13 protein-coding genes are annotated in these 14,051 nt (G+C 66.4%); 8 read left to right on the plus strand and 5 right to left on the minus strand.

Going from position 1 to position 14,051, the window contains the following annotated elements; translation table 11 throughout:
• Nucleotides 1–104 precede the first annotated feature (104 nt).
• From EN857_RS29400 to EN857_RS29420, 5 genes are all read right to left on the minus strand, one after another.
• Nucleotides 105–1,076: a sugar ABC transporter substrate-binding protein gene (locus tag EN857_RS29400; RefSeq protein WP_135859469.1), complete on the minus strand. Its 972-nt coding sequence runs from the start codon at nt 1,074–1,076 to the stop codon at nt 105–107.
• A gap of 192 nt (nt 1,077–1,268) precedes the next feature.
• Nucleotides 1,269–2,363, minus strand: coding sequence for an alcohol dehydrogenase family protein (locus tag EN857_RS29405; RefSeq protein WP_135859470.1), 1,095 nt, complete (start codon nt 2,361–2,363; stop codon nt 1,269–1,271).
• Nucleotides 2,364–2,530: 167 nt separating this feature from the next.
• Complete coding sequence (locus EN857_RS29410; protein WP_135859471.1) at nt 2,531–3,910, minus strand: aspartate aminotransferase family protein; 1,380 nt, start codon at nt 3,908–3,910, stop codon at nt 2,531–2,533.
• Between the two features lie 179 nt (nt 3,911–4,089).
• Nucleotides 4,090–5,583 (minus strand): NAD-dependent succinate-semialdehyde dehydrogenase, encoded by a 1,494-nt coding sequence (locus EN857_RS29415; protein ID WP_135859472.1) that lies wholly within the window; start codon nt 5,581–5,583, stop codon nt 4,090–4,092.
• Between the two features lie 245 nt (nt 5,584–5,828).
• Nucleotides 5,829–6,320, minus strand: coding sequence for an Lrp/AsnC family transcriptional regulator (locus tag EN857_RS29420; RefSeq protein ID WP_127309144.1), 492 nt, complete (start codon nt 6,318–6,320; stop codon nt 5,829–5,831).
• 83 nt (nt 6,321–6,403) lie between these two features.
• Here EN857_RS29420 and EN857_RS29425 point away from each other — a divergent pair, with 83 nt between their 5' ends.
• From EN857_RS29425 to EN857_RS29460, 8 genes are all read left to right on the plus strand, one after another.
• Nucleotides 6,404–7,789 carry a PLP-dependent aminotransferase family protein gene (locus EN857_RS29425; RefSeq protein WP_135859473.1) on the plus strand — a complete coding sequence of 462 codons (1,386 nt, stop codon included), beginning with the start codon at nt 6,404–6,406 and terminating at the stop codon, nt 7,787–7,789.
• Nucleotides 7,790–7,925: 136 nt separating this feature from the next.
• The gene (ehuA, locus tag EN857_RS29430; protein WP_135859474.1) at nt 7,926–8,711 is read left to right on the plus strand and encodes an ectoine/hydroxyectoine ABC transporter ATP-binding protein EhuA; all 786 of its coding nucleotides are present in this window, start codon (nt 7,926–7,928) and stop codon (nt 8,709–8,711) included.
• 136 nt (nt 8,712–8,847) lie between these two features.
• Complete coding sequence (gene ehuB / locus EN857_RS29435) at nt 8,848–9,699, plus strand: ectoine/hydroxyectoine ABC transporter substrate-binding protein EhuB (RefSeq protein WP_127309142.1); 852 nt, start codon at nt 8,848–8,850, stop codon at nt 9,697–9,699.
• Between the two features lie 165 nt (nt 9,700–9,864).
• On the plus strand, nt 9,865–10,524 hold the full coding sequence (ehuC, locus tag EN857_RS29440; RefSeq protein ID WP_127392353.1) for an ectoine/hydroxyectoine ABC transporter permease subunit EhuC: 660 nt from the start codon (nt 9,865–9,867) through the stop codon (nt 10,522–10,524).
• Nucleotides 10,524–11,183 carry an ectoine/hydroxyectoine ABC transporter permease subunit EhuD gene (ehuD, locus tag EN857_RS29445; protein WP_127286487.1) on the plus strand — a complete coding sequence of 220 codons (660 nt, stop codon included), beginning with the start codon at nt 10,524–10,526 and terminating at the stop codon, nt 11,181–11,183. The genes ehuC and ehuD overlap by 1 nt, the downstream gene beginning before the upstream one ends.
• 5 nt (nt 11,184–11,188) lie before the next feature.
• Entirely contained in the window at nt 11,189–11,968 is a 780-nt protein-coding gene (gene eutA / locus EN857_RS29450) for an ectoine utilization protein EutA (RefSeq protein ID WP_135859475.1), read from the plus strand.
• Complete coding sequence (gene eutB / locus EN857_RS29455; RefSeq protein WP_187331510.1) at nt 11,965–12,960, plus strand: hydroxyectoine utilization dehydratase EutB; 996 nt, start codon at nt 11,965–11,967, stop codon at nt 12,958–12,960. The genes eutA and eutB overlap by 4 nt, the downstream gene beginning before the upstream one ends.
• Nucleotides 12,957–13,949, plus strand: coding sequence for a cyclodeaminase (locus EN857_RS29460; protein ID WP_135859476.1), 993 nt, complete (start codon nt 12,957–12,959; stop codon nt 13,947–13,949). The genes eutB and EN857_RS29460 overlap by 4 nt, the downstream gene beginning before the upstream one ends.
• Nucleotides 13,950–14,051: the final 102 nt, after the last annotated feature.

Below are 14,051 nucleotides of genomic sequence, written 5' to 3' on the forward strand. Positions count from 1 at the left end.
CGGCGTCGGCGCGCCGTCACCGCCGCCGGAATTGCCGGCGGCGGTGACGAGGTAAGCGCAGCGATGGCACCAGCCATTAAATGCCCGGTGCCTCTTCGCCTGCCTCAGCCGGTGACCAGCTTGATGTCGGTCTTGACCCAGCCGGTGAACTTCTCGCCGGCGAGCTCGCGCAGGCCGTAGTCGATGCCGAGCGCGGCCATCTGCGCGCCATACTGCTCGACGGTGGCCAGCATCTTGCCTTCCTTCAGCAGCGGCCCGACCGCCGGGATGTTGTCGAAGCCGACCACCTTGATCTGGCCGGACTTGCCGGCCGCGTCGATCGCCTTGACGACGCCGAGCGCCATCGAATCATTGGCCGCCATCACGCCCTGGATGTCGGGGTGCTGGGTCATGAAGTTGGTCATCAGCGTATTGGCTTCCTCGGTCTCCCAATGCGCGGTCTTCGAATCGAGCAGGTCGAGGCCGTGTTCCTTCACCGCATCGTCGAAGCCGAGCTTGCGTTTCTTGGCGTTGTCGGCCTCGGGATTGCCCTCGAGGATGACGACCTTGCCGCCTTTGCCCAGCGCCTTGCCGAGCGCATCGCCGGCGAGCTTGGCGCCGGCGCGGTTGTCCGGACCGAAGAAGGCGAGGTCGATGCCGGCCTTCTTCTTGGCCTCGGTATCGAGCGAGACGTCGATGTTGATGACCTTGATGCCAGCCTTCAGCGCCTTGGCGATCGGCGTCACCATGGCCTTCGAATCGGCCGGCGCGACGACGATGACGTTGAAGTTCTGGGTGATGAAGTTCTCGATGGCGTCGACCTGCGCGGCAAAGTCGCGCTCGTCCTTCATGCCGACGGCGGCGAAATCGAACTTGTCCTTGTTCTTGGCCGCGTACTCTTCGGCGCCGGCCTGCATCTGCTTGAAGAACTCGTTAGCGAGCGACTTCATGACCAGGCCGACCTTCGGCTTGTCGGCGGCGAACGCCGGCCCGACCGGCAGCGCCAGGGCGCCGGCCGCCAATGCGCTGGTCTTGAGGAACTGACGGCGCGAGAACTGGCCTAGATCGAGACCCGACGCGTTTTGATCCTTGCTCATGCTTTCCTCCACTTGATTGATCCGTAATCGGTTACGTAACCGATTACGCAGCAAGGTTTAGTGTGCAACTTTGACCGATGTCAATATCAGCATGGAGGCTTGAGGCATCTCTTGCCAGCCGCCCCCGTAGCTAGGGGCGGCATCTAGGGCGCGCCTATGCGGCGGCAAGCGGTCGGGCGACAGGCGGCTCGCTCAGCGAACCCACATCGCGTCCGGCACCACCACGAGCTTGCCGACGAAATCCTTGGCGATGAAATCGGCCTGGGCGCGGTGGAAGTCCGACAGCCTGTAGACGCCGCCGACCAGCGGCTTGATCTTCCTGTCCTCGATGTAGCGCACGATGCGGCGGAAGTCGGCTCGCGTGCCCTGGCTGGAGCCGTTGAGTTGCAACTGCTTCAGATACATCGTCCTGAGGTCGAGCTGCACCACCGGCCCTGCGATGGCGCCCGCCGTCGTGTAGCGCCCCTCCGGCCGAAGAATGCGCAGCAAATCGTTGAAGATCGCGCCACCGACCAGGTCGGCGACGACATCGATGGGTTGCCCGCCTGTCGCCTCGGTGACGGCGGCCGGCAGATCCGCGACGCCGCGCGTGATCACCTTCTCGGCGCCGATATCGAGCACCGCCTGCTCCTTGCCCTTGCCGACAATGGCATAGGGGATGGCGCCGCGCGCCCGCGCCAGCTGCACGATGCCGGAGCCGACGCCGCCCGAAGCGCCGGTGACCAGCACCCGCTCCCCGGCCTTCAAAGCCGCGCGCTCCAGCATCTGCTCGCCGGTGAGATAGGCGCAGCAGAAGGTGGCGAGCTCGACGTCGCTCATATCGGTGTCGACGACATGCGCGTTCTCGGCCGGCAGGGTCTGATACTCGGCGTACCCGCCATCGCGGCCGTGGCCCATATAGTCGATGTCGGCCAGCGAATCGTCGTCGCGGTTGTAGATGGAAAAGTCGACCATCACCCGCTCGCCGATGCGGTCGGCAGACACGCCGTCGCCGACGGCGGCGATCGTTCCCACCGTGTCGGTGCCCTGGATGCGCGGGAAGACAAGCGTGTTGCCTTGCCGGCGCCAGGTCGACACCGCCGCCGCGTCCTCTTCCGTGCCATAGGCGCCCTGGCGCACCCAGACATCGGTGTTGTTCATGCCGCAGGCGCTGACCTTGACCAGCACTTCGCCGGCGGCCGGCGCGGGCACCTTCACATCGGTGCGGTAGACGAGCTTTTCCGGACCGCCATGGCCGGTGAGCTGCACGGCGGCCATGGTGGCTGGAATGGGGGGATGGGATGTCATGAATGTTGGCTCCAACTCAATATAGGTTGGCGCTGCCCCTCACCCTACCCTCTCCCCGTGAAGGATGGGGAGAGGGGGGCTCCAGCGTCGAAGCTTCTCCCTTCTCCCCGTCACTATACGGGGAGAAGGTGCCGGCAGGCGGATGAGGGGCGGCGCCGACGGTCAAATTAGAGTCCGGCGAACACGCTGTTCACCGCGTCCGCCGTCTTCGCCACCACCGTGTCGGCTTCCTCGCGCGTCAGGCAGAGCGGCGGTGCGAAGCCGAGGATGTCGCCCTGCGGCATGGCGCGGCCGAGGACGCCGCTGGCCGCGAGCGCCGCGGCGATCTGCGGCCCCACCTTCAGCGCCGGATCGAAGAACACGCGGTCGTCGCGATCCTTGACGAACTCGACCGCCGCCAGCATGCCGTCGCCGCGCACCTCGCCGACATGTCTGTGGCCGCCGACGGCCCTGGCCAGCTCGGCGCGGAAATAGGCGCCGGTCTCGCCGGCGTTCGTGACCAGGTCCATCTCGTCGATCAGTTCAAGGTTGGCCACACCCGCGGCAACGCAGATCGGATGCGCCGAATAGGTCCAGCCATGGCCGAGCGAGCCGAGCTTGTCGGCGCCGTTGACCAGCACCTGCCAGACCTTGTCGGAGACGATGACGCCGGAAAGCGGCGCATAGGCCGAGGTCAGCCCCTTGGCGATGGTGATCAGGTCCGGCTTGATGCCGTAATGGTCGGAGCCGAACATGGTGCCGAGACGGCCGAAGCCGGTCACCACCTCGTCGGCGACGAGCAGCACATCGTACTTCCTCAGCACGCCTTGGATCTTTTCCCAATAGCCGGCCGGCGGCGGCACGATGCCGCCGGTGCCCAGGATCGGCTCGCCGATGAAGGCGGCGACCGTGTCCGGCCCTTCGGCGAGGATCATCTCTTCCAGCCTGTCGGCGCAATATTGCGAGAACTGCTCCTCGCTCTGCGAGCGGTCGGCGCGGCGGAAATAGTACGGCGCCTCGGTGTGCAGGATCGGCGCGCGCGGCAGGTCGAAGGCGTTGTGGAACAGGTCGAGCCCGGTCAGCGAGCCCGTCATCACGCCGGAGCCGTGATAGCCGCGCCAGCGCGAGATGATCTTCTTCTTCTCCGGCCGGCCGAGCACGTTGTTGTAGTACCAGATCAGCTTGATGTTGGTCTCGTTGGCGTCCGAGCCGGAGAGCCCGAAATAGACCCTCGACATGCCCTCGGGCGCACGGTCGACGATCATCTTGGCGAGCGTGATCGAGGCCTCGGTGCCGTGCCCGACATAGGCGTGGTAGTAGGCGAGGTTCTTCGCCTGCTCGGCGATCGCATCCGATATCTTCTGGCGGCCGTAACCGACATTGACGCAATAGAGGCCGGCGAAGGCGTCGATGCTCTTCCTGCCGGTATTGTCCCAGACGGTGACGCCCTCACCGCCGGCCATGACGCGCGCCGGCGACTCGCCCCGCGCATGGGTGCCCATATGCGTCGAGGGATGGAAGAAGTGGTCGCGATCCCAGGCGGCAAGTTCGTTGGACTGTTCAAGCATTTTTTGACTCCTTGAGAAAGATCGCCTTGCGCGGCCCAAGGTGCGTCGAGATTCAGGTCAGGCCGAGTCGAAAATGGTGGATTCCGAGAACCGGAGCGGAGCGTACTTTTGGTACGTGAGCACCGGAAGCGCAGGAAGCCGCCATTTGCAGGCCGGCATCACCTGAATATCGACGCGCCTTAAGCCACGTCCAGGCAAAGATATTTGAGGTCTGTAAAAGCTTCGAGCCCGTGGCGCGAACCTTCGCGGCCGATCCCGGATTGCTTGACGCCGCCGAACGGGATCGGCGCGCCGGTGATCTTCACCCGGTTGATGGCGACCATGCCGTAGTCCAGCGCGCGGCCCATGCGCGCCTGCCGGGCGCCATTTTCGGTCACGACATAGGCGACCAGGCCGTATTCGGTGGCGTTGGCGCGGGCGACAACCTCCGCCTCGTCGTCGAACGGCGTCACCGCCGCGACCGGGCCGAACGTCTCCTCGCGCATGATCAGCGCTTCGTCGGGCACATCGACGAGCAGCGTCGGCTGATAGAACAGCGGCCCGGCGGCATGGCGCCCGCCGCCGGCCAGGCAGCGCGCACCGCGGGCGAGCGCGTCGGCGACCTGCTCCTCCACCTTCTGCACGGCGCGCTCGTGCATCAGCGGCCCGATATCGGCATCGCCGGAAAGCCCATTGCCGGTTTTCAGCCCATCGATGCGGCGGGCAAAGGCGGCGCAGAACCGCTCGTAGACCGGCCGCTGCACATAGATTCGGTTGGCGGCGAGGCAATCCTGGCCTGAGGTGGCGAATTTGGCGTCGAGCGCAATCGTCACGGCCCTGTCGATGTCGGCATCGTCGAACACGATCAGCGGCGCATGGCCGCCGAGCTCCATCACCAGCCGCTTCATCGTCGGCGCGCTGTGCGCCGCGATCAGCCGGCCGACTTCGGTCGAGCCGGTGAAGCTCATGGCGCGGACGCGGGCATCCGCGCACATCCGTCCGACGATCGTGCGCGCATCGCCGGTGACGACGTTGAACACGCCGGCGGGCAGCCCGGCGCGCTCGCCGAGCTCGGCCAGCGCCAGCGCCGAGAGCGGCGTTTCCGAGGATGGATGCGCGACGATGGTGCAGCCGGCGGCAAGCGCCGCCGCCGCCTTGCGGGTCAGCATCGCCGAGGGAAAATTCCACGGCGTGACGACGCCGACGACCCCGAGCGGCTCGCGCCGCACGGTCATCTCGGCATTCGGCAGATGGCTGCTGACGCTCTCGGCGTTGAGGCGTTTGGCTTCCTCGGCGTACCATTCGATGAACGACGCGGCGTAGTCGATCTCGCCGAGCGATTCCTTGAGCGGCTTGCCCTGCTCCAGCGTCATCAACAGCGCCAGATCCTCTTTGGCGGCGACGATCAGCTCGAACCATTTTCGCAAAATCTTCGAGCGCTCCTGCGGCAGCAGCGCCCGCCACGCCGGAAAGGCGCGGGACGCGGCATCGATCGCCTTCGTGGTCTGCCCTGCATCGAGCGCGGCAACGAAGGCGATCGCTGAGCCGGTCGCCGGATCGGTGACCGCGAAACTTTCCGCCGCCTCGCTCGCCGTCCAGTGGCTGTCGACATAGGCGAGCGCCCGCAGCAGCCGGCGGTCGGAAAGGCCGTCGAGGGCTTCATGGCGGTTCGTGCGGGCAAGATGCGCGGACATCGATCAGGTCTCCCGGTGCCGAGGCGATACGGAGAGACTAGCCGCGCGGTCGAGACAGAGAGGCTGTTTCGGCAGCCGCAGGTAGAGAGATTGTCTCTAATGACCCTTGGGCGCAGATGATCTCTCTAGCGCGACGGCCGGCGGTCAGCCCGAACCGTGAAAACTGGCCGAGCCTCCTCCGCTTCGTCACCCTGGGGCGAAGCAGCGGACGTTCGGCCAATCTCCAAGCTGATCGCGAGACCGACTCAACCTTGCCCCGGCAGCAGATCCGCCACCGGCAGCACCGTCTCCTCCTTCACCGTCTTGGTGACGATGTAGGTGAAGTAGCGGTCGATGCCGATCTCGCGCTCGAGCAGGCTGTCGACCAGCCGCTGATAGGCGTCGATGTCGCGCGCCATCACCTTCAGCACATAGTCGACGCCGCCGCCGACCGACCAGCAGGCGACGATCTCGCGGATGTCGCGGATGACGCGCTCGAAACGGTCGAAATCGGCCTGGCGGTGGCTGGCCAGCGTCACCTCCACCAGCACGGTCGCCACCGGCGCCACCGCTCGCATGGCGACCGAGGCATGATAGCCCGAGACGATGCCCGCCTTCTCCAGCTTGCGCAGCCGCATCCAGCACGGCGTCGGCGACAGGCCGACCTTGTCGGCCAGCGCCAGCTTGGTGATGCGCCCGTCGCGCTGGATCGCGTCGAGGATCTTCAGGTCGATCGGGTCGAGTTTCACCGCGGTCATGGGCGTCCACTTTTTGCTTGCCGCCACCATGGGGGCGCATGATTTCGATTGTCAATTGCACTGATTTCGATCTCTAATAAGTCATGACATTGTGGCAGCCAGATCCCAGCCTCATCCGCCGCCCGGCCTACCAGTCGCTGGCCGACCAGTTCGCCCGCGCCATCCATGACGGGCGGCTCGCCAATGGCGCCCGGCTGCCGACGCACCGCAGGCTCGCCGAGGACTTGAATTTGTCGGTGCAGACGGTGAGCCGCGCCTATGAGGAACTGATCCGCCGCTGCCTGATTTCCGGCGAGATCGGCCGCGGCAGCTTCGTCCAGACGCAGCGCCGCGAGGAGGATCCGCCTTACATTCCCGAGCGCCTGGGCGAGGTCATCGACCTCTCGATCCTGAAGCCGGTCTGCGAACCGATGCATCTGGAGCGGCTGAAGCAGGCGCTGGGCTGGCTGGCCGAAAACCTCCCGTCGAGCTCGGCGCTGTCCTTCCGCCCGAACATGGTGTTTCCGCGCCACCGCGCCGTGGCGGTCGAATGGCTGCGGCTTTGCGGCCTCGACGCCTCGCCGCAGAACATCAGCCTGACCAACGGTGCCACCGCCGGCATGACGGTGGCGCTGATGAGCGTGGCGCCGCCCGGCTCGACGGTCGCTACCGAGGCCATCGGCCACCACACGCTGGTGCCGCTCGCCCGCTATCTCGGCTTCAACCTCGAAGGCCTGCCGATCGACGAGAACGGCCTGATCCCACAGTCGCTCGACGAGGCCTGCCGGGACTCCGACATCCGCGCCGTCTTCGTGCAGCCCTCGGTGATCAACCCGACGGCGACGCTGATGGATGCCAGGCGGCGCGAGGAGATCGCGGCCGTGGCGCGCAAGCACGACATCGCCATCATCGAGAACGACGTGCTCGGCCCGCTGGTCGAGGACCGGCCGCCGCCGGTCGCCGCCTTCGCGCCGGAGCGCACGCTCTACGTCACCTCCTTCACCAAGATCACCGTGCCCGGCCTGCGCATCGGCTACCTCGCCGCGCCCGACCGCTATGTCGCGGCGGTGGCCAACCGCCACCTCGTCTCGAACTGGATGGCGACGCCGATGGTGGCCGAGATCGCCACGCGCTGGGTCACCGACGGCACGGCGATGGAGCTGGTCCGCTGGCAGCGCGCCGCGCTGAGGCGGCGCCAGGACATCGCCGCGGAGGTGCTGACCGGCATCGACTACCGCGTCCACCGCGACGGCTTGCACCTGTGGCTCGAGCTTCCCGGCGACCGCGCCGAGGAGAGTTTCGTGTCGCAGGCCCGCCTGCGCGGCGTGGCGATCGCGCCCGGCAGCTCCTTCCGCATCGCCGAGGCACCCTGGCATCCCGCGGTGCGCATTTCGCTGGGTTCGACCGCCGAGGCGGAACTGCGCGCCGGCTTGAGCGTTGTCGCCAAGCTCCTGCTTGGCGATCCGGAGCATCTCCTGCTCGCCATCTGATGCACAAGCGGAGTTCAGATTGCCCTGAAATTGTGCCGCGTCGGAAATATTGTCATGATATTATTTTCCTAATTGACATGATTTAGCGCGTTCCGCATCGTTAAGGGCATAGGCTTCTCCAGAACGGGGAAATTGATTGCCCACGCCCATCATCAAGGTCGACGCCATTTCCAAAAGCTTCGGCGCCTTCAAGGTGCTGGACGGCCTGTCGATGCAGGTCATGCCCGGCGAGAAGCTGGCGCTGATCGGCCCGTCCGGCTCCGGCAAGACGACGATCCTGCGCATCCTGATGACGCTGGAGAAGATCGACGGCGGCCACATCCAGGTCGATGGCGAGCATCTCTACCACATGGAGCGCAACGGCCAGCTCCTGCCCGCCGACGAGCGCCATCTGGCGAAAATGCGCCAGAAGATCGGCATGGTCTTCCAGCTGTTCAATCTGTTTCCGCACAAATGCGTCATGGACAACGTCACGCTGGCGCCGATGCTGACCAAGGGCGTGGCGCGCGCCGCGGCCGAAAAGCGGGCGATGGAACTGCTCGACATGGTCGGCATGGCCGACAAGGCCAAGGCGATGCCGGCCCAGCTTTCCGGCGGCCAGAAGCAGCGTGTCGCGATCGCCCGGGCACTCGCTTTGTCGCCGAAGATCATGCTGTTCGACGAGGTCACCTCGGCGCTCGACCCGGAGCTGGTCGAGGAGGTGCTCAACGTCATGCGCAAGCTCGCCGCCGAGACCGACATGACGATGCTGCTCGTCACCCACGAGATGGGCTTCGCCCACGATTTCGCCGATCGCGTGCTGTTCTTCGACCGCGGCCGCATCGTCGAGGAAGGCAAGCCCGACGAGATTTTCCGCCACCCCAAACAGGAGCGCACGCAAGGCTTCCTGAAGAAGATCATCGCGGCCGGACACCGCGTCTAAGGAGCGACGAAGTCGTCCCGCGGGCGACGAAATCGTCCCGCGGGCGACGAAGCCCGAAGCGGCGAGACCATCCTAGACGGGCGACGCAGTCGTCCGAAACAACGCAAACCAGGACAACAACAAGGAGTTGGGAACAATGAAGAAACTTGCCATTCTGGCCGGCGTCGCCGGCCTCGCGGTGACCACGATGCTGCTTGCCTCCGGCGCGCGCTCGGCCGACGACGCCAAGCTCGAGCAATTGAAGGGGCAGGGCTTCGCCCGCGTCGCCATCGCCAACGAGCCGCCCTACACGGCGGTCGCCGCCGACGGCAAGGTCTCGGGCGCCGCGCCCGACGTGGCGCGCGAGATCTTCAAGCGCCTGGGTGTCAATGACATCGTCGCCTCGATCTCCGAATACGGCGCCATGATCCCCGGCCTGCAGGCCGGCCGCTTCGACGTCGTCACCGCCGGCCTGTTCATGAAGCCGGAGCGCTGCGCCGCGGTCGCCTATTCCGAGCCGGTGCTGTGCGACGCCGAGGCGATGCTGGTCAAGAAGGGCAATCCGAAGGGTTTCAAGAGCTATGAGGACGTCGCCAAGGATAGCTCCGCCACCATCGGCGCGCCGGGCGGCGGCACCGAGGAGAAGCTGGCGCTCAATGCCGGCGTGCCGCGCGATCGCGTCATCGTCGTGCCGGACGGTCAGAGCGGCCTGAAGATGCTGCAGGATGGCCGCATCGACGCCTATTCGCTGCCCGTTCTGTCGATCAACGACCTGGTCAAGAAGGCCAACGATCCGAATCTCGAAGTCATCGCCCCGGTGATGGGCGCGCCGGTCTATTGCGACGGCGCCGCCTTCAAGAAGGGCGACGAGGCGCTGCGCGATGCCTACGATGTCGAGCTCGCCAAGCTGAAGAAGTCCGGCGAGTTCGCCAAGATCATCGAGCCCTACGGCTTCTCGGCGGCCGCCGCGATGTCGACGACGCGCGAAAAGCTCTGCGCAGCGAAGTAGGGCGCTTTCTTCCTTCTCCCCGTTCACGGGGAGAAGGTGTCACGAAGTGACGGATGAGGGGCAGCGGCAAGATATCAGAAGGCGGCTCCGCCCCTCATCTGCCTGCCGGCATCTTCTCCCCGTAGAACGGGGAGAAGAAAGCTAACCGCCAACGTTGGAACCCAGATGACCCAGTGGTCCGGCTATCTCGGCCTGATATTGCAGGGAGCGCTTGTCACCATCGAGCTGACGCTGATGGGGTCGGTGCTGGCGCTGATCATGGCCTTCCTGGCCGGCATGGGGCGGCTGTCGCGCTTCTTCATCGTGCGCGCGCTGGCCACCGCCTATATCGAGTTCTTCCGCGGCACCTCGATCTTCGTGCAGCTGTTCTGGGCCTACTTCGTGCTGCCCCTTGCCGGCATTTCGCTGACGCCGCTGCAGGCCGGCGTGCTGGCGCTGGGCCTGAATGTCGGCGCCTATGCGGCGGAAGTTGTGCGCGGCGCCATCCAGTCGATCGGCCGCGAGCAGTACGAGGCCTGCATCGCGCTCAATCTCGGCCGCTGGCAAGGCATGCGCCATGTCATCCTGCCGCAGGCGCTGCTGGTCATGCTGCCGACCTTCGGCAACAACGCCATCGAGCTGCTCAAGGCGACCTCGGTGGTCTCGCTGATCTCGCTCGCCGATCTCACCTTCCAGGCGCAGGTGGTGCGCTCGCAGACCGGCAACACGCTGATGCCATTCACCACCATCCTGGTCATCTATTTCGTGCTTGCGCTGGTCATCTCCTGGGGCGTGCGCTCGCTGGAACGCCGCATGGCTCGCGGCATCGACGGAGTGCGCGTCTGATGGACTGGGATTGGAATTTCGTCAGGGAGATCCTGCCGACGCTGATCCAGGGGGTGAAGATCACCATCCTGGCGACGCTGCTCGGCTCGGTGCTGGCGGCGATCGTCGGCCTGGCCATCGCGCTGGCGCGGCGCTCGGAGAACCGGGCCGTGTCGCGCACCGTCGGCTTCCTCGCCGAATTCATCCGCGGCACGCCGCTGCTGGTGCAGCTCTATTTCATCTTCTACGTGCTGCCCGACTTCGGCATCCTGTTGCCGCCGCTGGTGGCCGGCGTCATCGGGCTCGGCCTGCACTACGGCACCTACACGGCGGAGGTCTACCGCGCCGGCATCGACAACGTGCCGCGTGGCCAGTGGGAAGCCGCCAAGGCCTGCAATCTCGGCGCCGGCCAGACCTGGACGCACATCATCCTGCCGCAGGCGATCCCGCCGATGATCCCGGCCTTGGCCAATTACTTCATCGCCATGTTCAAGGAGACGCCGCTGCTCTCGGCGATCACCGTTCTGGAGCTGATGAACCAGGCCAAGAGCGTCGCCAACACCTATTACCGCTACGTCGAGCCGATGACGCTGGTCGGCGCCTTCTTCCTGATCATCAGCCTTTTCTCGGTCGTGCTGCTGCGCTGGCTGGAACACCGCTACGGCAAGATCGAAAGGTAGTATTGATGCAACCGCTGCCCGAAATCAGGCTGTTGCCGACAAGGCCGGCCCTCGATGCGCGCCCGATGGAAAAGCGCGTCGGCCTGATCATCCTTGCCACCGACCACACCAGCGAGCCCGATTTCCGCCGAATGGTGGCGAGCGAGCGGATCGGCGTCTATGTCGCCCGCATCCCCTACAAGAACCCGACCACGCCGGAGAATCTGCGCAGGATGCAGCCTGAGCTTGAGGCCGCCGCCGCGCTCATCCTGCCGGACGAGCCGCTCGACGCCATCTGCTATTCCTGCACCTCGGCCTCGGTGGTGATCGGCGACGCCGAGATCGAGGCGGCGATCCAGGCCGCCAGGCCCGGCGTTGCCGTGGTGACGCCGCCCATGGCCGGTGTGCGCGGGTTGAAGTCGCTGGGCGCGAGACGGATCAGCATCCTCACCCCCTACACGGTCGAGACCAGCCGGCCGATGGCGGCCTATTTCGCCGAGCGCGGCTTCGAGATCGTGAGCTTCACTTGCCTCGGCTTCGAGGACGACCGCGAGATGGCGCGCATCCCGCCGGCCGCGCTTGTCGAACTGGCCGGCAAGGCAACCGATGCCGAGGCTGATGCGCTATTCGTGTCCTGCACCGCGCTGCGCTCGGCGCTCGCGGTCGCCGGCATGGAACAGGCGATCGGCCGCCCGGTCGTCACCAGCAACCAGGCCACCGCCTGGAATTGCCTCAGGCTGTGCGGCGACGACACGGCGCGGCCTCAGTTCGGCCGGCTGATGACGAAGTCGCTGAGCCAATCATGACGAGCGCCACCACCCTCGCCGACATCCGCGCCGCCCGCGAGCGAATCGCCGACAAGGTCGAGCGCACGCCGACCGTGCAGTCGCCAAGCCTTACGGATCGCGTCGGCCAACCCATCCACCTCAAGCTCGAGCACCATCAGACCACTGGCGCCTTCAAATTACGTGGCGCCTCGAACGCGATCGCTTCGCTAAGCCCTGAGGATAAGACGCGCGGCGTGGTCGCCGCCTCCACCGGCAATCACGGCCGCGCGCTGGCGCACGCGGCGCGGCTCGACGGCATCCGCGCCGTGATCTGCATGTCGCGGCTGGTGCCCGAGAACAAGCTCGACGCGATCCGTCGGCTCGGCGCCGAGATCCGCATCGTCGGCAACAGCCAGGACGATGCGCAGAAGGAGGTCGAGAAACTGGTCGGCGAACAGGGCCTGGTCATGCTGCCGCCCTTCGACCACCCCGACATCATTGCCGGCCAGGGCACGCTCGGTCTGGAGATCATCGAGCAGGTGCCGGACGCAGCAAGCGTGCTGGTGCCGCTGTCCGGCGGCGGGCTGGCTGCCGGCGTCGCCGCCGCCGTCAAGGGTGTCCGCCCGAACACCAAGGTCATCGGCATCTCCATGGCGCGGGGCGCCGCGATGAAGGCGAGCCTCGATGCCGGCCGGCCAGTCGAGGTGGAGGAACTGCCGACGCTGGCGGATTCGCTCGGCGGTGGCATCGGCCTCGACAACCGGCTGACCTTTGGCATGTGCCGCGACCTGCTCGACGATGTTATCCTGCTTTCCGAGGGCGAGATCGCCGCCGGCATCCGTCATGCCTATGAAGAGGAGCGCGAGATCGTCGAGGGCGCCGGCGCGGTCGGCATCGCCGCGCTGCTTGCCGGCAAGGTCAAGACGGCCGGGCCTGCCGTGCTCATCCTGTCCGGCCGCAACATCGACATGGCGCTGCACAGAAGAATCGTCTGCGGCGAGGCGCCATCAACCGTGGAGCGTGCCGCATGAGCCGGATGATGATCCTCACCGAGGCCGAGCTGCGCCAGATCGTTGCGCTGGACCTCGATGCCGTGGCCTGCGTCGAGAACGCCTTTCGCGCGCTGGCCACGCTGCCGGTGGCGATGCCGCCGATCCTGCGCCTCGACATTCCCGAGCATCACGGCGAGGTCGACGTAAAATCCGCCTATGTGCCTGGCATCGACGGCTTCGCCGTCAAGATCAGCTCCGGCTTCTTCGACAATCCGAAGCTCGGCCTGCCCAGCGGCGGCGGCATGATGGTGCTGCTCTCGGCCAAGACCGGACAGGTCGAGGCGCTGTTGCTCGACAATGGCTATCTGACCGACATCCGCACCGCCGCTGCCGGCGCGGTCGCCGCCAGGCACCTGTCGCGGCCGGACTCCGCCGTCGCCGCGATCTTCGGCGCCGGCCTCCAGGCCGGACTGCAGCTCGAGGCGCTGCGCCTGGTGCGGCCGATCGGGGAAGCCCGCATCTGGGCGCGCGATGCCGCCAAGGCAGACGCCACCGCCGCCCGCTTGCGCGAGAAGCTCGGCATCATGGTGCGCGCCGAGCCGGACGCGGCGAAGGCGGCCGCCGGCGCCGACGTCATCGTCACCACGACGCCGTCGACCGAACCGCTGATCAAGGCCGGCTTCGTCGTGGCCGGCCAGCACATCACCGCCATGGGCTCGGATGCCGAGCACAAGAACGAGATCGCGCCGGCGATCCTGCGCATGGCCGATCTCTATGTCGCCGACAGCGCCCGGCAAACCAGGCGGCTCGGCGAACTGCATCATGCCATCGCGACCGGGGTGATGACGGCCGACGCCGACGTTGCCGAACTCGGCCAGATCATCGCCGGCGACAAGCACGGCCGGCGCTCGGACAGCGACATCACCATCGCCGACCTCACCGGCACCGGCGTGCAGGACACGGCCATCGCCACGCTTGCCCGCGATCGCGCGCGGGCGGCAGGTGCCGGCACCATTTTCGAAACCTGAATACCGGCCAGAGCGTGATCCGGAAAAGTGGCAACCGGTTTTCCGAAAAGATCACGCTCAAACAAGAACAAACGACGAGCCGGATTCAACGAAGTTGAAACA

Source organism: Mesorhizobium sp. M4B.F.Ca.ET.214.01.1.1 (assembly GCF_004791545.1).
GTDB lineage: Bacteria > Pseudomonadota > Alphaproteobacteria > Rhizobiales > Rhizobiaceae > Mesorhizobium > Mesorhizobium abyssinicae.

Excerpts from the sequence above, each read along its gene's own strand:
- EN857_RS29460 (WP_135859476.1), top strand. The coding sequence starts at position 12,957 with ATGAGCCGGATGATGATCCTCACCGAGGCCGAGCTGCGCCAGATCGTT.
- EN857_RS29400 (WP_135859469.1), bottom strand. The coding sequence starts at position 1,076 with ATGAGCAAGGATCAAAACGCGTCGGGTCTCGATCTAGGCCAGTTCTCG.
- eutB (WP_187331510.1), top strand. The coding sequence starts at position 11,965 with ATGACGAGCGCCACCACCCTCGCCGACATCCGCGCCGCCCGCGAGCGA.
- EN857_RS29415 (WP_135859472.1), bottom strand. The coding sequence starts at position 5,583 with ATGTCCGCGCATCTTGCCCGCACGAACCGCCATGAAGCCCTCGACGGC.
- eutA (WP_135859475.1), top strand. The coding sequence starts at position 11,189 with ATGCAACCGCTGCCCGAAATCAGGCTGTTGCCGACAAGGCCGGCCCTC.
- EN857_RS29420 (WP_127309144.1), bottom strand. The coding sequence starts at position 6,320 with ATGACCGCGGTGAAACTCGACCCGATCGACCTGAAGATCCTCGACGCG.
- ehuD (WP_127286487.1), top strand. The coding sequence starts at position 10,524 with ATGGACTGGGATTGGAATTTCGTCAGGGAGATCCTGCCGACGCTGATC.
- ehuC (WP_127392353.1), top strand. The coding sequence starts at position 9,865 with ATGACCCAGTGGTCCGGCTATCTCGGCCTGATATTGCAGGGAGCGCTT.
- ehuB (WP_127309142.1), top strand. The coding sequence starts at position 8,848 with ATGAAGAAACTTGCCATTCTGGCCGGCGTCGCCGGCCTCGCGGTGACC.
- EN857_RS29425 (WP_135859473.1), top strand. The coding sequence starts at position 6,404 with ATGACATTGTGGCAGCCAGATCCCAGCCTCATCCGCCGCCCGGCCTAC.
- EN857_RS29405 (WP_135859470.1), bottom strand. The coding sequence starts at position 2,363 with ATGACATCCCATCCCCCCATTCCAGCCACCATGGCCGCCGTGCAGCTC.
- EN857_RS29410 (WP_135859471.1), bottom strand. The coding sequence starts at position 3,910 with ATGCTTGAACAGTCCAACGAACTTGCCGCCTGGGATCGCGACCACTTC.